The organism is Colwellia sp. KU-HH00111, assembly GCF_040362745.1.
Lineage (GTDB): Bacteria > Pseudomonadota > Gammaproteobacteria > Enterobacterales > Alteromonadaceae > Colwellia.
This window is the reverse complement of sequence record NZ_BAABWO010000006.1, coordinates 243,899-261,646: the sequence shown is the minus strand read 5'-3', so window position 1 is coordinate 261,646 and position 17,748 is coordinate 243,899. Positions and strand designations below refer to the sequence as shown.

The window sequence follows — 17,748 nt, the reverse complement described above, 5'->3', positions numbered from 1 at the left end:
ATGAGAGAAAAAATACAAAAATCATCATACTTACTCACTGTTGTGATGACATGTTTAACCTTGATTGCCTTTGCGGCTAATTCGGTATTATGTCGTCTTGCATTAGGTGACTCTAACATTGATCCTGCAGGCTTTACTGCCATCAGGATGATATCAGGTGCTTTTATGTTGGCACTGATCGTTCTTTTATCTAGAAAACAGCGTGTTGCTTATCAACGATTTGAACTACGCAGTGTGATGAGCCTGAAAAACACCCAAGGGTGGATATCCTCAGCCATGCTATTTGGGTACGCTGTCTTTTTTTCTTTTGCCTATGTGCGCTTAGATACCGCTAGCGGTGCATTAATATTATTTGCTACGGTGCAGTTATTTATGATTGGCGTTGGTATTGTTAAAGGGCAGCATTTAACAAGTAAAGAGTGGTTAGGTGTGATGCTATCATTTGCGGGGTTTGTTTATTTAATGTTACCTAGTGCTACTCAGCCTTCGTTAGTTGGTTTTTTATTAATGCTTATCGCGGGTGTTTTTTGGGCGTTTTACAGCTTATTAGGAAGATATGCACAACAGCCGGTCATGCTAACGGCTGAAAACTTTATTCGCTGTATCCCTATCGCCTTAATATGTTTGTGGTTTAGCCTGTTTTTTTATTCTTTAAGCTGGGAAGGTGTTTGGTATGCGGTTGCATCAGGGGCAGTTGCTTCTGGTTTAGGTTACAGCCTGTGGTATCTCGTTTTAACTAAGATAACCATTACTCAAGCAGCTATTTCTCAATTGACGGTGCCATTAATTGCTGCCTTAGGCGGTGTTATTTTTATCAATGAACCTGTAACTACAGAGTTAATTATTTCAGCAAGCCTCATACTATTTGGCATTTTTTTGGTTAGCGTTAAGCCAAAGCAATCTGACTAATACGTTAATCTATTTGAGTAAAGAATCATCGATGCGATTTATTTAATAAAACTGAGTAATAAATAGGTCGCTAACACCAGTGCAACCCACATAGCCATACTCCCTATGGGATAATTCCTAGAAAGTAAGCCATTTAAGCGGTTATTTTTGCGCGCGATATACGTAAAGCAAAGGGATAGCTTTATCATGAATGCTTGCCTGAAAGCGTTATCAAACTGCCATATAGCAGCAAAAGATTTTTGTAATACACCGGGCAATAATCTACGATACAACCAGTCCACGTCTAGATTGGTCGATTTTAGCTCTGGTGGATACATTCCTCTGAGATTAAGCCAAACAAATGCTAATGCAGAGAAAAACAGCAACTGCGTTTGAGCTAATACATGAGTTGCATCATAAGGGGTATAGCCTGTGTCGTAGGGTAATAAAGCGTATAATGCTTGTGGGTAAATCCCTATTGCTATACAAAGGCAAGCGGCAATAGCCATAGCAAGTAACATGTTTTTTGGCGGATCGGTGGCACGGATCCCTGAGTCGTGAGCAAAAAATGCAAAATAAGGAATTTTTATCCCCGCATGATGAAATACCCCAGCCGAGGCAAAGAGCAACATTAACCAAACCCAATCATACCCTTCTGACAGGGCAGCAGACATCACCATTGACTTACTAACAAAACCACTAAACAGTGGGAAGGCTGAAATAGACGCTGCGCCAACAATGCAAAATATGGTGGTTTTAGGCATAGTTTTGTATAACCCGCCTAATTCAGAGCCATTAATTTTGCCCGTCATATGTAACACCGCGCCCATTGACATAAATAATAGGCCTTTAAATATCACATCATTGAAGGCATGAGATACCGCCCCATTAATTGCCAGTGCAGTGCCGATGCCTACACCAACCACCATAAAACCAACTTGGTTAATCAAGCTGTAAGCTAATACACGACGTAAATCATTTTCAATAACAGCGAAGAAGATTGGAAAACAGGTCATGGCAGCACCAATATAAACCAGTAACTCAGTGCCTGGGTAGGCACGAGCCAATGCATAAACTGCTATCTTGGTAGTGAAGACACTAAGAAAAACAGTACCAGTAACGGTTGCTTCAGGGTAGGCATCGGTTAACCAGTTATGAGCAAAAGGAAAGGCACACTTGATACCAAACGCAATAAAAATGAGCCAACTGCCGACCCCATCTAAACCAATATAACCAAATGCTAGGGTGTGGTGTTTGCCAGCATATAAAAGTGTACCAGCAAGTAAAATAACACCTGATAACACTTGAATTATTAGGTAGCGCATTCCAGCCATATAAGCGCGCTGGGTTCTTCGTGCCCAGATAAGCAGCACAGATGTAAATGCTAATAACTCCCAAAACACAAACAAGGTTAATAAATCACCAGCGAATACCGCACCTAGAGCACTGCCAGCATAAAGCATTGCCGCAACTTGTTGCATCGTATCGCGCAGGTGAAGAGAGTATATGATGCCAATCAGGGCCGCGATATGAAAAACATAGCCAAACATAATGCTTAATTTGTCTACGCGGTATGGCATAAGTTGGTAATCAAAAAAAGTAAATTGTAAATGAATGCCTTCGGGTACCATCCATAGATGTAATGCGCTTATTATTGGAACAGCAACCATTAGCACACCACGCAAAGAACCCCGGGTAAATGCAATGATTAAGGCGCCAATAAAAAAAGGTACAAAGGGGGGGATTTCAATCATCCACATGGTTACTACCTACCTTGGTCATCATTTTATTTTCTTCATTTGCTTTATCTGGTTCTTGTTTTTCATAGTAATCTTCAGCACGCATAAGAAATTTTCGCATCCAGGTGGCGACAATGACTAGAACAACACAGCCAACAAAGCCATAAAGGGGATAAAAGCCCCAAAGGTTCTCCCATTGGTGACTAATGTGTCGATGGATCACAAAGTCTAAAACTACTAATAACGCACAGCAGCCATAAAGAATATGTAAAACACGCTTTATATTATTAGGGTTATCAAATAAATGCTTGTGCTCGTGTTTCATGAGTTATTCCCTAAAAGTTAAAATAGCTGAAGCTAGCTCAAATAATGGTTGTGGGTAAATAAACAAAGCTAGGCACATAAACGTTGTAGTTCCAATAGCAATCAGTGATGGCAGCGGTGCTTCTTGAATTTGTGCTGATATAAATAATTTGCCTTGTTCATCGGTGCTGTCTTTAGCCTTTTTGATATTGGGGAAAAAAGCGTGAAAGGAGATAGGGAGTAAATAAGCAATGTTAAGTAAAGAGCTCAACATGAGTGTTACCATCAAAAACCACTGCTCGGCGTTAATTGTGCCCATCATTAAAAACCATTTACTCCAGGTTCCACCGGTTGGTGGTACGCCGATAATACTGAGGCTAGCAATAAAAAAGGCAAACATTGTTAATGGCATTTTGCGACCAATACCACGCATTTCGCTAATGTTGGATTTATGTAAAGTCACTAAAATAGCACCCGCACAAAAAAACAAGGTAATTTTACCAAAAGCATGCATAGCAATATGCATAGCACTACCTAGTACCCCTGATGAGGTTGCAAGCAGTGCACCAATGGTAATGTAGCCTAATTGACTAACGGTTGAATAGGCAAGTCTTGCTTTTAAGTTGTCTTGGCGCATAGCAATAATTGAAGCAAGTAAGACCGAGGCACCGGCTAAATAGAGTAAAAATTGACTGGTAGGTAAAACAGCCAGTAAATCTAAGCCAAAAATAAATACGCACACTTTTAAAATGGTAAAAACACCGGCTTTAACTACCGCTACCGCATGTAAAAGAGCACTGACAGGTGTGGGGGCAACCATGGCCGCTGGCAGCCAACGGTGAAATGGCATGATGGCCGCTTTACCAACACCAAAAATAAACAATACTAGTAGAATACTCGCTATGCTTTTATCAACTTCATCAGAAAAAACGCCGCCTGGGGTAAAGTCTAAAGTACCAGCAGTTAGCCATGTACCGATAATAGCAAACAATAAAAACACCACTGAAGTAGTGAGTAATATACCAAGGTAAGTTCGTCCCCCTTTTTTCGCTTTATCTGTGCCGGCATGTGTGACTAATGGATAAGTAGATAAAGTTAAAACTTCATAAAAGATAAATAGCGTAAAAAGGTTTGCTGAAAAAGCAAGACCAATAACAGCAGCGATAGCGATAGCAAAGCAACAATAAAAACGGGTTTGGTTTTTTTCTTGATGACTACGCATATAACCAATGGCATAACAACTTGTTATCAACCAGAGGAAGCTGGCGATAACAGCAAATAACATCCCTAAGGGCTCAATAGCAAAGCTGATATGTAAATCGGGGAGTAACTCCCACCAAAAAACTTGAATATTTTCTCCTGAAATGACGCCTTGATATAAATTTACAACTAAATAGATCAAGCCCACGCAGGTAGAGAGCGTTACGGCTTCACGTAGATTTTGGTTATGCCTAGTGGCAATAATCGCGATAGGCGCCATAAAAGGAATGATGATAGCGAGCTGCAACATTAAAGTTAAAGAAAGGCTCATGGCGCACCCCCAAATAAACTCATCGCCGCCGCTTGCGCTACATGAACACTAAGGCGAGTATCTATGCCAAAATATATATTAGCAATCACCAAGGTCCAAACTGGTATCAAAAAAACCACCGGTGCTTCTGTGACTGCTAAAGATGTGTTAGTCGGCTCTTTAAAATAAGCAACTTCGACAATCCGCCATACATACACTAGGGCTAATAGCGAACCTAATAATACAAGGGCAGCCACGAACCACCAACCTTGTTCAATGAGAGCTACCAACAAATACCATTTACTCACAAAACCAACGGTTAATGGCACTCCTATTAAACTTAAACCGCCAACTACAATTGCGGCCATCGTTAGCGGCATTTGCCGACCTAAACCGTGAAAGTTACTCAGCTGTACATTACCTAACCGATACATCACGGCGGCTAACGCTAGAAAAATGGCACTTTTCATTAATGCGTGGTTGAACAAGTGTAATAAGGTGGCGGTTAAGCCAGTTACACTCGTCATACTAAAGCCAACAATCATATAACCAATTTGTGCAATACTTGAGTAAGCAAATAGGTGCTTGATATTAGTTTGGTAGATAGCCGAAGTTGAAGCAATAACTATACCCAGCAAACCTAAAGCCATAAAGAGTGTTTGCAATGGTATGGCGGTGAAAGAAAAGGAAAGCCCAAAAATAGAAAATGTAAATCTAATAAGTAAATAAATGGCCACTTTTGTTGCTGTTGCAGCGAAAAATGCAGTGACAATTGAGGGCGCATAAGCATAGGCATTAGGTAACCATAAATGTAGCGGAAACAGTGCTAGCTTTAAACAAACACCAACAATAACAAAAGTAAAAGCGGTGAAAACTGTACGGGTTTGTGCAACTTCAGGCAGGCGTTGGGAAAGATCTTCCATATTTAACGTACCTGTCATTTGGTACATCAAACCAATACCAATTAAGATAAATGTAGCACCAATTGTACCCATAATTAGATATTGATATGAAGCCCATAGCGCTCTTTTGTCTTTACCTAAAGCAATTAAAGCATAAGCTGACAGCGATGATATTTCTAAGAAAACAAAAACATTAAAGGCATCACCCGTGGCAACTATGCCTAACATTCCTGTGAGTGATAATAGATACAAAATATAAAATAAAGTGTGCTTATCTTTAGGTATTTCTTTCTCAATGCTGGCTTGAGCAGAAAATAAAACCAGGGTACTGATTGCTGTAATAATCAGCAGAAGAAACGCATTGAGTTTATCAATTCTATACTCAATACCCCATGGTGCTTGCCACCCCCCCAATTCGTAGCTGATGACGCCAGATGTGATAACTTGTTGCAACAATAAAATACTGATAAAAAATGCTATACCACTGACAATTAGAGAAAATAACCACACAAGTTGAGGACGCTTTAACACTAAACAAATGGGTGCCGCCATTAAAGGCACAATAACTTGTAAAACAGGAAGATGCGCAATCATGATTGCTCTCCCGTATTGTTATCTTCTTTACTTGGTGTTTGCTGAGTTAGCATGGTTTGAATTTGATTATCTTGTTGCTGAATTTCTTCTTCTTCAATGGTGTTGTATGCTTCTTTAATTCTAACCACAAGTGCCAAGCCTAAAGCGGTAGTCGCAATGCCAACAACAATTGCGGTGAGAATTAATACATGAGGCAATGGATTAGAATACTTAGTAATATCATCCGCTAGAATAGGTGCAGTACCACCGGATACTTTTGCCATACTAATATAAAAAATAAACACTGATGTTTGAAAAATAGTTAGCCCAACCAGTTTTTTTATTAAATTGCCATGGGCAATTACTGTATATAAGCCAATCATCATTAGCACAATAACAATCCAGTCATTAAAGAGCCCTAATAACATTATAAGAACTCCTGAATTTGACTATCTTGCTTTGCTTTGGTTTGCATCGCTTTGTGTTGAGTAGTTTTTTGCTGTTGCATTTCTCTTCGACCACCAAAGTTGAAAAATATTAGGATCATCACAGAGGCAACGGTACAGCCGACTCCCCATTCAATTAATAGTATTCCTAGGTGTTGACCACCGATTGGAGTACTGGCTAATACATTGTAATCAAAGAAGTTACCGCCGTTGAGTAATGAGGCAATTCCTACACAGCCATACAGCAAAACACCTAAAGCTGCTATTAATTGTATAAAAGGTTGGTTGATTACTTTACGTGCGGTGCTTAAGCCAAATAGCATGGTATATAAAATAATAGCAGCAGCGAAAATCACTCCAGCTTGAAAGCCTCCGCCCGGGCCAAAGTCGCCGTGGAACTGCACATAAAGTGCAAATAATAAAATAAATGGGATGAGTATTTTAGCGACAATACGAATAATAAGGTGCTGTTCGTGCATGGAATCATTTATTGAGTCTATTTCACTTTCATCTTCAGGGCGACGAACAACTGCTAGCAAGGCTAATACGCCAATACCAGCAGTAAAAATAACGACTACTTCGCCAAAAGTATCAAATGCTCGATAGCTTGCTAGTACAGAAGTGACTATGTTTGGTACACCAATTTCAGCAGCTGAGTCATTAATATATCGGGGAGATACATGATGATGAATAGGGGCATCTGCTGAGCCGAATAAAGGAATATCAAAGGTACCGTAAATAAGCAAACCACCGGTAATTATGACAACGAATAATGCAGACAAAGGTTTGTGACGAGTTTTATTTTCATGACGACCAGTCATAGTAATAACAACCAACATTAACAAGGTTGAAATACCCGCACCAACAGCAGCTTCAGTAAAAGCAACGTCAACGGCGTCCATTGCCACAAAAAAACATGCAGATAATAACCCGTAAATGCCTGATAGCATGACAATAGCAAACAGATCTTTCATTCGAATAATTGCGATAGCTACCACAACCAATAGCGTTAATAAGACAATATCAATTAAGGATTCGATGAGTTAGTCTCCTTATTATTGATCGGTTCAAGAGAACTATGTTCGCTAGTTCTTTGGTCTATTTGGGGTAGTAAGCCATTATGAAATGCAGCTTTAGCAAGCACATGACTAGTGGTAGGACTAACTAATAAGGTTAACAACAACACCATAACTAACTTGGCAAATACTAAAAAATCGGTACTGATTATCATTAAGCCAATTAATATCATACTGGTGCCAAAGGTTTCAGTGACTCCAACGGCATGCATTCGTGTATAAAAATCGGGAAATCGTAATATTCCAATGCCGCCAGAAATACACACAAAGCAGCCAATAAATAAGCATATACCGCTAGCAATCATGATTACAGCATCCATTTATATTTCCTTTTCATTAATGTTAGCGCTTTCGGATGAGTGCCTAAATTGGTGAGTATCTGAATAGCGTAATACGCCAATAACACTAATAAAATTAATGAGCGCATAGACAATAGCAATATCTAAAAACTCAGGCCGTCCCATAACAAAGCCTAATAACGAGATGAGTAACACGGTTTTAGTGCCAAACATATTGACCGCTAAAATACGATCATAAAGCGTAGGTCCTGCAATCCCTCTGATGATTGCTAAGATCATGGTAACAAATATAGCGATAGTGGCAGCAATTAACATTAGCGCTCCAATTGGCTGACTCGGCGATCCATTTCACCGGATTTCAATGATTCAATATCTTGGCGTAATAGGCCATGTACAATGATTTCATTGTCACAAAGATCGATAGCAACGGTACCGGGGGTTAAAGTAATAGAGTTGGCATAGATTACCTTCCCCATATCTGTTTGTTGGCTGATGGTTATTTTTTCTAGGGTTGGGGAAATACTGTCATTGCCAAGCCAGATATGTTTTAGCACGGTAATATTGGCTTCAACTATGGCTTTAATTAGCCAGATATAGTAGCCAAAAATGGTGGGGGTTAGATGTATTGGCTGGGACTCGTGGTCAACTACATCCATTCTACGAGCAATAATCAATACTAACACCACAGAAGCCAATCCAAGTATTAATAATAAATTAGTATAGTGACCTGAATTGAGTAACCAAAATGCTGCTAAGGTTAAAAACAAACTAATGCTGTATTTCATTGGTACTCCTTTATCCTATTTATTGTGAACCACTAGTCGCTCTATCATTCGGCTAGCTTTTTGTAATACACGATCTAACACGCATTCAATATCTGCTTGAGTATCTTCAATCACTAAGTTTGGCTGATTGATGACAGCAATAGTCAGTTGACAATGGTTGTTACTAATACCTCGGGTATCGATGGAACTAGAAAGCTTGATTGAAATGGTGCTGATGTATGGCTCTAGCTTCGATAAGGTCAATTGCACCTTGCGTTCAACGTTTGTTTTTAACGCCTTATTCAGTTTAACCCCAACAGACGCGATGGTAACTTTCATCAGTGACTCCCGTGTCAGTGTTATCATCAAATACTTTTTACTTGTTAGTTAAAGCTAAGACCTAGATATTGCTAAACAAGCTACAGTAAAATAGTTGTTCACTTTGTAAACGGTGTATTATTTATAGCTCACTTGTTGTTGATGGTAAATTCGAATATTATTACTATTATCTTCGTAAAAAATGAATATTAAACAATATGAGCCCACTAAATTTTAATCATCTATTCTATTTTTATATTGTGGCAACAGAAGGAAGTATCACTAAAGCGAGTGCTAGATTAAACCTGACTCCGCAAACAATAAGTGGGCAAATTACCGGCTTTGAAGCACAAATAGGTATCAACTTATTCGATCGTAAAGGTAAAACATTTCATTTATCTGAAATGGGGCAATTAATTTTCAGTTATGCGGAAGAAATCTTTCAATTAGGTGATGAAGTAAAGCATATTTTAAAAAGAAAACAACCAGATCAATGGCATACGTTTACTGTGGGAGTAACCGATGTTATACCCACAGTTTTGGCACATCAATTATTATCCCCTGTATTGACTATGAATGAACGTGTGAGGCTAATATGCTATGGAGGTGATCAAACGAGTTTACTTGCCGACTTATCGATTAATAAAATAGATTGCATCTTAACAGACCAACCTTTGCAACTGGGGAGTCATGTTAAAGCTTATAATCACTTACTGATTGAAAGTGATTTCACCTTTTTTTCAGCTCAATCATTACTGAAAAATTGTACCTCTGAGTTTCCTCAATGTTTAAACGATCTGCCTTGGTTGATGCAAAGTAAAAAAACAGCAGTTCGAGCGCGTTTATCATCATGGCTCGAAAAATATAATATATCCCCGAATATTGCGGCTGAATTTGACGATAGCTCATTAATGAAAACTTTTGGACAAGCAGGCGGTGGTATTTTTAGTAGCCCTACACTTATTGAACATTATGTGGCTGAAAAATATCAAGTAGAAATTATAGGGAGAACCAATGAAATAAAAGAGCAGTATTATATTATTTCCCCTGAACGGCGGTTAAAGCATCCAGCTATACTTGAAATCGTTAATGCAACCAATGAGCAGTACGGCGGTTAAATAACTGAGATTATTGCTACCAATCGTCAGAGACATCAAATGCACCAGATAAAAAGTGGGGATGCTTACGGGGAGGAATTTGAGCATTTTTAGCGTTTTCAGCTTTGGCTTTATCAACCTCGGTTTGCTGAATTATTTGCTCTTTTTCAGATACTTCAAGGGTGATGCTTTGTGCAACTATTTGCTCTAACAGCCCGTGCTCTAACCATCTTCCATTGCATTGTGGGCAATGACTAACCTCAATAGTTAGATGTTTACTTGCTTCTAATGTTACTTGGCATTGTGGACATAACATAAGCTTTCCTTACGAATAAATATCAAGTTAAACTTAACTTAGCATGGCAAATTATTTATATATATTCGAATAATTGGTTTGTTATGTTCGTATTTGTCGAATGAGAACCTCCCTAAATACTGCTAGATTAGAGAGAAAACGTGTTTGTTGCTTATTTTTTGCTAAATACTTAATAGCCAGAACATCGCTTTTAATCGAACAGCTTTTCTATTCTTCAATTAACTGGCAAACAGAAAAGCTAGCATTGTGATTACCTAATTTTTCTTTTAAATAGGGAAGTACATGGCTCATTTGTTGAGATAATTGCCATGGCGGGTTTACAATAAATAAGCCTGTACCTGTCATACCATATTCATCACTATCGGCTGATAAACAAAATTCGATTTGTAATAAGTTTTTAACATTATTATTACTGTTTTGTTGAGTAAAGTGATGCTTCATCTCAGTCACTAATTCACGCTTTACCACAGGATACCAGAGAATATAGGTGCCCGTAGCAAATTTACTATACGCTTTGATAATAGTATTGACAGCTTTTTGATAATCCTCTTTGAGCTCATAAGGGGGGTCAATCAACACTACGCCACGGCGACTAGGTGGTGGTAATAAACCTAACACCCCTTGATAGCCGTCACTCTGTTTAATAAATGCTTTTTTCCAACGGTAACAATAATTAGTTAAGTGCTGAATATCTGTCGGGTGAAGCTCAAATAAATGAGTGCTGTCTTGACGGCGCATAAAGTGTTTAGCTACAGCCGGTGAACCAGGATATAAGGTTAAATCATTGCGTTCACTGTCTGGGTTGAAAGTTTGAATTAAATCAATATAAGGCTGCAGTGCTTCAGGTAAGTCGGTTTGATTGATTAATTTTGCAATACCACTTTTATACTCTCCTGTTTTTTGAGCCTGAGGGTCACTCAGTTGGTACATGCCTGCACCTGAATGACTGTCAATATAAGAAAACCCTTTTTCTTTGCGGGTCATATAATCAAGTACAAGCGTTAAAACGCTGTGTTTTAATACATCAGCAAAGTTGCCTGCATGAAAGGCGTGACGGTAACTTAACAATAGATTTTCCTTTTCGATAATGAGAATGCAGTAACCCGGTAAATTAGTTTACTGCATTATTGAGCTTTATGATTGGCTTGCTAAATACTCATCATAAGTGCCGGCAAAATCAACATAACCTTCTTTGGTTAATTCAATAATTCGGGTTGCAATGGTTGACACAAACTCGCGATCATGGCTGACAAAAAATAGAGTGCCGTCATACTGTTCTAATGCCATATTAAGTGATTCAATAGATTCCATGTCCATGTGATTGGTTGGCTCATCTAGCACTAGAATATTGGGTTTTTGCATCATTAATTTACCAAATAACATTCTGCCTTTTTCTCCACCGGAAAGTACGCTAACGTTCTTTTTAATATCATCAGCAGAGAAAAGCAGGCGGCCTAAATAACCACGTACTGTTTGCTCGTCATCGGTTGGTTGGCGCCACTGGCTCATCCACTCAAACAAATTCATATCGGTTTCAAATTCATATTCGTGATCTTGGGCATAATAACCAATGTTAACGTTTTCAGACCAAGTATATTCGCCTGAGGTTGGCTCATATCCAACTTCATTCATTATGGTGCGTAAAAAGGTAGTTTTACCAATGCCGTTTTCACCAATGATAGCAACGCGTTCACCCACTTCCACTAATGCAGAGATGTTTTTAAGGATAGGCTCATCGTCGAAAGATTTGTTTAATTTATCTATGACTAGCGCATTACGGAAAAGCTTTTTTTCCTGCTCAAAGCGAATGTAGGGATTACTACGGCTTGAGGCTTTAACTTCATCTAATTGAATTTTATCAATTTGTTTGGCTCGAGATGTTGCTTGTTTAGCTTTTGATGCATTTGCTGAGAACCTTGCTACAAAGGCTTGTAATTCACCAATTTGAGCTTTTTTCTTAGCATTATCTGCTAATAAACGAGCACGTGCTTGTGTTGCTGCGAGCATGTATTCATCGTAATTACCTGAATAAACGCGAAGTTCACCATAGTCTAAATCTGCCATGTGCGTACACACACTATTTAAGAAGTGTCTATCATGAGAAATAACAATCATGGTTGAGTCGCGGGCATTTAGGGTTTCTTCTAGCCATTGAATCGTGTGAATATCCAAGTTGTTGGTTGGCTCATCTAACAGTAATATATCTGGATCAGAAAATAATGCTTGCGCCAGTAATATACGTAATTTAAAACCAGGCGCAATTTCGCTCATCAAACCATAATGTTGTTCTACTGCAATCCCAACACCCATTAATAGTTCACCAGCACGAGCTTCTGCACTGTAGCCATCCATTTCAGCATATTCAGACTCTAAATCGCCTACTTTCATGCCATCTTCTTCACTCATTTCAGGTAGGGCATAAATGCGATCACGCTCTTCTTTTACTGCCCACAATTCAGTGTGTCCCATTATGACTGTGTCGATGACACTGTATTGTTCAAAAGCAAATTGATCTTGGCGTAATTTACCTAAACGCTCGCCGGTATCTAAACTAACGTTACCTGAGGTTTGCTCTAAATCGCCGCCTAAAATTTTCATAAAGGTAGATTTACCGCAACCATTAGCGCCAATTAAACCATAACGGTTACCACCACCAAATTTTTGTGAGATGTTTTCAAACAGAGGCTTTGCGCCAAATTGTTGAGTGATGTTATTTGCTGTTAACATAGTATTTTGTTTCTCTTAAATTAGTTTTGTCTATTAGTTCTTTCAGGCACACTATTTTTAATGCCTTAACGTTAAGCCTTTCTTATTCTCACTAAGAGGAAATTAAAAGCCTTAATATTCAATTGTTATTGCTTTTTATTTTTGCCTTTGTTTTTGATGACTCTTTGATCTGACCATATTTCAGTTAGGCCGGCTTTTACGTGTTCAGTTTTGTCACTACGTTTACCATTAGACACTTTTTTTGGCTCATTAAATTGATTATCACTAAAACGGGTTAACCCTTTTTTTGATTGTTGTTTATTATGTGCTGAATGTCTTTGTTGTCCCGGACTGCTTTTAAAACCTTGAGCATTATTTTTGCCTTGGCGATTACCAACATGAAGCTTACGTTGTTCATTACGCGTTTCTCTAGGCACCAAACAAGTTGGCGACGAACCAATTAAGCGACTTAATCCCATTTTAGTTAATGCTGCACGTATTTCAGGCCAGTTATTTGGATCATGATATCGTAAAATAGCTTTATGTAATCTACGTTGGATTGCACCTTTAGGAACAGCCACTATACCATCGTCTTTGGCTAAGTTTTTACTGGTGACATTACGCAGCGAATTAAGCTCAGTATGGTAAAGGGTAGTTGCATTTGCCAACGGTGACGGATAAAAATTTTGTACTTGATCTAACTTAAAATTATTGTCCTTGAGCCACAAGGCTAAATTAACCATGTCTCGGTCGGTTGTGCCAGGGTGTGCTGAGATAAAATAAGGTATTAAATATTGTTTTTTACCTGCAACCTTTGAATAATGATCAAACATTTCTTTGAATTTATCATAACTACCCATGCCGGGCTTCATCATGTTATTTAATGGCCCCGTTTCTGTATGCTCAGGGGCAATTTTGAGATAGCCGCCCACATGATGTGTGGCTAATTCTTTTACATATTCAGGATCTTGTATTGCTAAATCGTAACGTACACCCGAGGCAATCAGTACTTTTTTAATGCCTTTTACTTTTCTTGCTTTACGGTAGAGTTCAATAGTTGGCGTGTGATCCGTATCTAAATGGCCACAAATAGTTGGCCAGACACATGAAGGCTTACGACAAGTTGCTTCGGCTTTTTCACTTTTACAATTCAACTGATACATATTGGCTGTTGGGCCGCCTAAATCAGATATTACACCAGTAAAGTTAGGTACTTTCACTTTAATGTCTTCAATTTCAGCAATAATAGATTCGTGAGATCTTGATTGAATAATGCGACCTTCATGCTCAGTAATAGAACAAAAAGTACAACCGCCAAAACAGCCACGCATAATATTGATGGATGTCTTAATCATGTCATAAGCGGGAATTTTTGCTTTACCATAGCTAGGGTGGGGAACACGCATATAGGGTAAACCAAAAATACCATCCATTTCATCTTGTGATAACGGCTTGGCAGGTGGATTCAACCAAATTACCCGTGTGCCATGACTTTGCATTAAAGGTTTTGCAGAGGTGGGGTTTACCTCTTGGTGAAAAATACGCGAAGCGTGCGCATACAACACCTTGTTTTCTTTGACTTGTTCGAAAGTCGGTAAATTAATATAAGTGTTTTCCCAAGGTTTATCTTTTTTGCGCCATGTTTTATTTTTGGTATAAGTCGACGTAGAAATATCAACTACTTGCGCTGTTTTGGTTATATCGGTTAATTCAGCATTAACATCGTTAACTTGAGATTTATTTTGCTCGCAGCTTGTGGGTGAAATTTCAGCATAGGGATTAGCGATAGGCTCTATTTTTCCGGGCCTGTCAATATCACGCGAGTCAATACCTTTCCAGCCGGGAAGGGCATGGTTAGCTAAAAAAGCACTGCCACGAACATCAGTTATTTTTTTTACTTCTTCGCCACGGGCTATACGGTGGGCGATTTCAATTAACGGCCGCTCCGCATTGCCATAAACTAATAAATCAGCCTTCGAATCAAATAATACTGAACGCCTAACCTTATCAGACCAATAATCATAATGGGCGATGCGACGTAAACTAGCTTCAATACCACCAATAATGACAGGCACACCTTTAAATGCTTCTTTGCAACGCTGAGTGTAAGCTGTTACTGCTCGATCAGGGCGTTTACCACCTTCGTCATTAGGCGTGTAAGCATCATCATGGCGCATACGTCGCTCAGCAGTGTAGCGGTTGATCATCGAATCCATATTGCCAGCGGTCACACCAAAAAACAGATTGGGTTTACCAAGTTTCATAAAGTCATCTTTTGAATGCCAGTTAGGCTGAGCGATGATACCGACACGAAACCCTTGGGCTTCTAACATTCGACCAATAATCGCCATACCAAAGCTTGGATGATCAACGTAGGCATCTCCAGTAACAATAATGATATCGCAGCTATCCCAACCTAAGGTATCCATTTCGCTACGCGACATAGGTAAAAAAGGAGCTGTTCCATAACACTCAGCCCAATATTTTGGGTAATCGAATAAGGCTTGTGATTTTGTTTGACTCATAGAAATGCTCAATATTTTAGTGGAAATTTGTTACTGATCTTACTAATAGAAAGTAAGCGCGCGATTATAACAAAAAATGCTGTGCTTTCCTAAGAGTAAATATCTGTCGTAAGTGGCAGAGGTATATCATATATTAAATTGTATACAATTATTGAATATGTGTATTTACAACTGAAGTGGCATTTGTTTTAATTTGTATACAAAAAATAAGAATGAGTTAACCATGAAATTAACACTAATCGCCTGTGCTGTGATCTCTGCAGTAACGTTAATGGGCTGCAATGAGAATAGTAGTCACAGTAGTGAAGAAAAAAGCACCACTGAACCTAGTAAAAAAGTACACCTTGATGCAGACCAACCAGAAATAAACATCACTGAGTTATATACACGAGCAAGCAAAACGCTTTTTAAGCAAAGAGCGTTAGAGGCCACCATGTATGGTTTGTCGAGTGAGGAGGTCGGTCAAGAATTTGCAGGACTGCTTGCAGATTTTAGCCCTGAAAATGAGGCTAAGCTACGTAAAGAGTTAGCAAAGATATCAAGTCAGATAAACCACTATACGTTAACAAATGCCACTAATACCGCAATAGACAATCAACAAGTTATGTCGAGTATTACCCAATATTATGCAGGGCACCAAGATTTTCCTATTGGTTATATTGATGTTTGGATGGGTTTGTCTCCCTTTATTGTGAATCAAATCAATGGCCCATTGATTGATATACCACGTATTATGCAAAATGATCAGGCTATAACTACAGAGCAAGAAGCACTCAACTACATAGCACGACTTGAAAAGTTTGATCAAATGATTGCTAGTATTGAAGAAAAATTAGCGTTTGATACGGCACAAAACTGGTTGCCTCCTAAAAGCACGGTAACTGGGGCTTTACGTTATTTAGTTGGCTTCACCAAAGTTGAGCCAAAAGACCATGTGTTTGTAACTAATTTCACTGATAAAATTAGTCAAATACCGTCACTGTCAACACAACAAAAACAGAGCTTAACTGAACAGGTTATTGAAAAAGTAACGAAGGTAGTTTATCCAGCTTATCGATCGATTGCTAAGGTGACAGCGCAGTTAGCGATGAAAGCGCGTAAAGAAGCTGGTGTTTGGGCACAACCTAACGGAGAGGCATACTATCAAGAAGCTATACGCCAACTAGGGGACAGCGCATTAACTGCGAATGAAATTCATCAAGTTGGCTTAGATGAAGTCACACGTATCAGCAAGGCAATGCACAGTATTTTGACCGAGCAAGGTTATACCCAAGGGACTGTTGGAGCGCGCATGGTGGCGTTAAATAATGAAAAACGCTTTCTATACCAAGATTCTAAAGCAGGGCGAGAGATGTTGTTAGCGGATCTAAATGGCTATATCAGCGAAATCACCCAAAAAATGGCACCCATCTTTAAAACAAAGCCAAGTTATGAAGTACAAGTACGCGCTTTCCCTGTTGAAATTCAAGATGGTGCACCGGGGGGGCAGTATAGCCCTCCAGCCGTTGATGGTTCTAAGCCCGGGATTTATTGGATTAATCTGCGTGACATGAAAGCAAACCCTAAGTTCAGTTTGAAAACTTTAACTTATCATGAAGCAAATCCTGGCCATCATTGGCAAGTAGCATTAAATATGGATCAAGCATCTTTGCCTTTTTTGCGCCGTATCGCCCCTTATAATGCATATGTTGAAGGTTGGGCGCTTTATTCGGAGCAAGTCGCTAGCGAATTAGGATTGTATGACAATGATCCTTTTGGTGATTTAGGCCGGTTACAAGCCGAATTATTTAGAGCAGTGCGTTTAGTTGTAGATACAGGGATGCATCATAAACGCTGGACGCGAGAGCAAGCGATACAGTATATGAGTGAGATCACTGGCTCAGCGGAATCGGATGTGGTTGCTGAAATTGAGCGATACATTACTTGGCCTGGCCAAGCACTTGGCTATAAGCTAGGCATGTTAAAAATATTAGCGCTTAGGGAGCATGCTAAAGCAAAACTGGGTGAAAAATTCAATCTCGCTGAGTTTCATGATGTTGTGCTACTAGGCGGTGCTGTACCAATGGCAGTATTAGATCGTAATGTTAATCAATGGATAGCCAACAAAGGATAATATTTACTAAATCATTAACTGTACTTGCAAGAATCGCCATTATTTTAATGCGCTTATTTACCCATAAGCGCTTTCATTTATCAGCTCTCACCGCTTTGGAAATAACCAAAGACCGTGCAAAAAAAGGCCACTAAACAATAGCTTTCATTAACAGTAAAAACGATATACTGCCT

Annotated in this window: 17 protein-coding genes; 3 read left to right on the top strand and 14 right to left on the bottom strand. The window is 39.1% G+C overall.

Annotated features, from left to right (window positions below; all coding sequences use genetic code 11):
- Positions 1 to 909 carry a DMT family transporter gene (locus ABXG98_RS12965; RefSeq protein ID WP_353539118.1) on the top strand — a complete coding sequence of 303 codons (909 nt, stop codon included), beginning with the start codon at positions 1 to 3 and terminating at the stop codon, positions 907 to 909.
- A 38-nt stretch (positions 910 to 947) separates the two neighbouring features.
- Here ABXG98_RS12965 and ABXG98_RS12960 read toward each other — a convergent pair whose 3' ends face one another.
- Genes ABXG98_RS12960 through ABXG98_RS12915 form a run of 10 tightly spaced genes read right to left on the bottom strand, consistent with a single transcriptional unit; the run spans position 948 to position 8,839 of the window.
- Positions 948 to 2,648, bottom strand: a complete 1,701-nt coding sequence (locus ABXG98_RS12960) for a Na(+)/H(+) antiporter subunit D (RefSeq protein WP_353539117.1) — start codon at positions 2,646 to 2,648, stop codon at positions 948 to 950.
- Positions 2,635 to 2,952, bottom strand: coding sequence for a hypothetical protein (locus tag ABXG98_RS12955; protein ID WP_353539116.1), 318 nt, complete (start codon positions 2,950 to 2,952; stop codon positions 2,635 to 2,637). Before ABXG98_RS12955 ends, ABXG98_RS12960 begins: the two co-directional genes overlap by 14 nt.
- Positions 2,953 to 2,955: 3 nt before the next feature.
- Positions 2,956 to 4,461, bottom strand: coding sequence for a monovalent cation/H+ antiporter subunit D family protein (locus ABXG98_RS12950; RefSeq protein WP_353539115.1), 1,506 nt, complete (start codon positions 4,459 to 4,461; stop codon positions 2,956 to 2,958).
- The gene (locus ABXG98_RS12945; protein WP_353539114.1) at positions 4,458 to 5,936 is read right to left on the bottom strand and encodes a monovalent cation/H+ antiporter subunit D family protein; all 1,479 of its coding nucleotides are present in this window, start codon (positions 5,934 to 5,936) and stop codon (positions 4,458 to 4,460) included. The genes ABXG98_RS12950 and ABXG98_RS12945 overlap by 4 nt, the downstream gene beginning before the upstream one ends.
- A complete protein-coding gene (locus ABXG98_RS12940) occupies positions 5,933 to 6,343 on the bottom strand; it encodes a cation:proton antiporter subunit C (protein WP_353539113.1) in 411 nt (136 codons plus the stop codon). The genes ABXG98_RS12945 and ABXG98_RS12940 overlap by 4 nt, the downstream gene beginning before the upstream one ends.
- A complete protein-coding gene (locus ABXG98_RS12935) occupies positions 6,343 to 7,335 on the bottom strand; it encodes a Na(+)/H(+) antiporter subunit B (protein WP_502901560.1) in 993 nt (330 codons plus the stop codon). Before ABXG98_RS12935 ends, ABXG98_RS12940 begins: the two co-directional genes overlap by 1 nt.
- 53 nt (positions 7,336 to 7,388) lie before the next feature.
- Complete coding sequence (mnhG, locus tag ABXG98_RS12930; RefSeq protein WP_353539111.1) at positions 7,389 to 7,757, bottom strand: monovalent cation/H(+) antiporter subunit G; 369 nt, start codon at positions 7,755 to 7,757, stop codon at positions 7,389 to 7,391.
- Complete coding sequence (locus ABXG98_RS12925; RefSeq protein ID WP_353539110.1) at positions 7,758 to 8,051, bottom strand: MrpF/PhaF family protein; 294 nt, start codon at positions 8,049 to 8,051, stop codon at positions 7,758 to 7,760.
- The gene (locus ABXG98_RS12920) at positions 8,051 to 8,521 is read right to left on the bottom strand and encodes a Na+/H+ antiporter subunit E (RefSeq protein WP_353539109.1); all 471 of its coding nucleotides are present in this window, start codon (positions 8,519 to 8,521) and stop codon (positions 8,051 to 8,053) included. The genes ABXG98_RS12925 and ABXG98_RS12920 overlap by 1 nt, the downstream gene beginning before the upstream one ends.
- A 15-nt stretch (positions 8,522 to 8,536) precedes the next feature.
- The gene (locus ABXG98_RS12915; RefSeq protein ID WP_353539108.1) at positions 8,537 to 8,839 is read right to left on the bottom strand and encodes an HPF/RaiA family ribosome-associated protein; all 303 of its coding nucleotides are present in this window, start codon (positions 8,837 to 8,839) and stop codon (positions 8,537 to 8,539) included.
- A gap of 197 nt (positions 8,840 to 9,036) precedes the next feature.
- Between ABXG98_RS12915 and nhaR the strand changes: the two genes are divergently transcribed.
- Positions 9,037 to 9,936 (top strand): transcriptional activator NhaR, encoded by a 900-nt coding sequence (gene nhaR, locus ABXG98_RS12910; protein ID WP_353539107.1) that lies wholly within the window; start codon positions 9,037 to 9,039, stop codon positions 9,934 to 9,936.
- 16 nt (positions 9,937 to 9,952) lie between these two features.
- Here nhaR and ABXG98_RS12905 read toward each other — a convergent pair whose 3' ends face one another.
- From ABXG98_RS12905 to ABXG98_RS12890, 4 genes are all read right to left on the bottom strand, one after another.
- Positions 9,953 to 10,231 carry a TFIIB-type zinc ribbon-containing protein gene (locus ABXG98_RS12905; RefSeq protein WP_353539106.1) on the bottom strand — a complete coding sequence of 93 codons (279 nt, stop codon included), beginning with the start codon at positions 10,229 to 10,231 and terminating at the stop codon, positions 9,953 to 9,955.
- Between the two features lie 207 nt (positions 10,232 to 10,438).
- The gene (locus ABXG98_RS12900) at positions 10,439 to 11,299 is read right to left on the bottom strand and encodes a 23S rRNA (adenine(2030)-N(6))-methyltransferase RlmJ (protein ID WP_353539105.1); all 861 of its coding nucleotides are present in this window, start codon (positions 11,297 to 11,299) and stop codon (positions 10,439 to 10,441) included.
- A 66-nt stretch (positions 11,300 to 11,365) separates the two neighbouring features.
- Positions 11,366 to 12,958: an ABC-F family ATPase gene (locus tag ABXG98_RS12895; RefSeq protein WP_353539104.1), complete on the bottom strand. Its 1,593-nt coding sequence runs from the start codon at positions 12,956 to 12,958 to the stop codon at positions 11,366 to 11,368.
- Positions 12,959 to 13,083: 125 nt separating this feature from the next.
- The gene (locus ABXG98_RS12890; RefSeq protein ID WP_353539103.1) at positions 13,084 to 15,462 is read right to left on the bottom strand and encodes a YgiQ family radical SAM protein; all 2,379 of its coding nucleotides are present in this window, start codon (positions 15,460 to 15,462) and stop codon (positions 13,084 to 13,086) included.
- A gap of 223 nt (positions 15,463 to 15,685) precedes the next feature.
- On the opposite strand from ABXG98_RS12890, the gene ABXG98_RS12885 reads away from it, so the two are divergent.
- On the top strand, positions 15,686 to 17,575 hold the full coding sequence (locus ABXG98_RS12885) for a DUF885 domain-containing protein (protein ID WP_353539102.1): 1,890 nt from the start codon (positions 15,686 to 15,688) through the stop codon (positions 17,573 to 17,575).
- The last annotated feature ends 173 nt before the right edge of the window (positions 17,576 to 17,748 follow it).

Coding starts and splice junctions, on each gene's coding strand:
- ABXG98_RS12890 (WP_353539103.1), bottom strand. CDS start 15,462: ATGAGTCAAACAAAATCACAAGCCTTATTCGATTACCCAAAATATTGG.
- ABXG98_RS12965 (WP_353539118.1), top strand. CDS start 1: ATGAGAGAAAAAATACAAAAATCATCATACTTACTCACTGTTGTGATG.
- ABXG98_RS12960 (WP_353539117.1), bottom strand. CDS start 2,648: ATGTGGATGATTGAAATCCCCCCCTTTGTACCTTTTTTTATTGGCGCC.
- mnhG (WP_353539111.1), bottom strand. CDS start 7,757: ATGGATGCTGTAATCATGATTGCTAGCGGTATATGCTTATTTATTGGC.
- ABXG98_RS12945 (WP_353539114.1), bottom strand. CDS start 5,936: ATGATTGCGCATCTTCCTGTTTTACAAGTTATTGTGCCTTTAATGGCG.
- ABXG98_RS12925 (WP_353539110.1), bottom strand. CDS start 8,051: ATGTTAATTGCTGCCACTATCGCTATATTTGTTACCATGATCTTAGCA.
- nhaR (WP_353539107.1), top strand. CDS start 9,037: ATGAGCCCACTAAATTTTAATCATCTATTCTATTTTTATATTGTGGCA.
- ABXG98_RS12905 (WP_353539106.1), bottom strand. CDS start 10,231: ATGTTATGTCCACAATGCCAAGTAACATTAGAAGCAAGTAAACATCTA.
- ABXG98_RS12895 (WP_353539104.1), bottom strand. CDS start 12,958: ATGTTAACAGCAAATAACATCACTCAACAATTTGGCGCAAAGCCTCTG.
- ABXG98_RS12920 (WP_353539109.1), bottom strand. CDS start 8,521: ATGAAATACAGCATTAGTTTGTTTTTAACCTTAGCAGCATTTTGGTTA.
- ABXG98_RS12935 (WP_502901560.1), bottom strand. CDS start 7,335: ATGAAAGATCTGTTTGCTATTGTCATGCTATCAGGCATTTACGGGTTA.
- ABXG98_RS12955 (WP_353539116.1), bottom strand. CDS start 2,952: ATGAAACACGAGCACAAGCATTTATTTGATAACCCTAATAATATAAAG.
- ABXG98_RS12940 (WP_353539113.1), bottom strand. CDS start 6,343: ATGTTATTAGGGCTCTTTAATGACTGGATTGTTATTGTGCTAATGATG.
- ABXG98_RS12950 (WP_353539115.1), bottom strand. CDS start 4,461: ATGAGCCTTTCTTTAACTTTAATGTTGCAGCTCGCTATCATCATTCCT.
- ABXG98_RS12915 (WP_353539108.1), bottom strand. CDS start 8,839: ATGAAAGTTACCATCGCGTCTGTTGGGGTTAAACTGAATAAGGCGTTA.
- ABXG98_RS12885 (WP_353539102.1), top strand. CDS start 15,686: ATGAAATTAACACTAATCGCCTGTGCTGTGATCTCTGCAGTAACGTTA.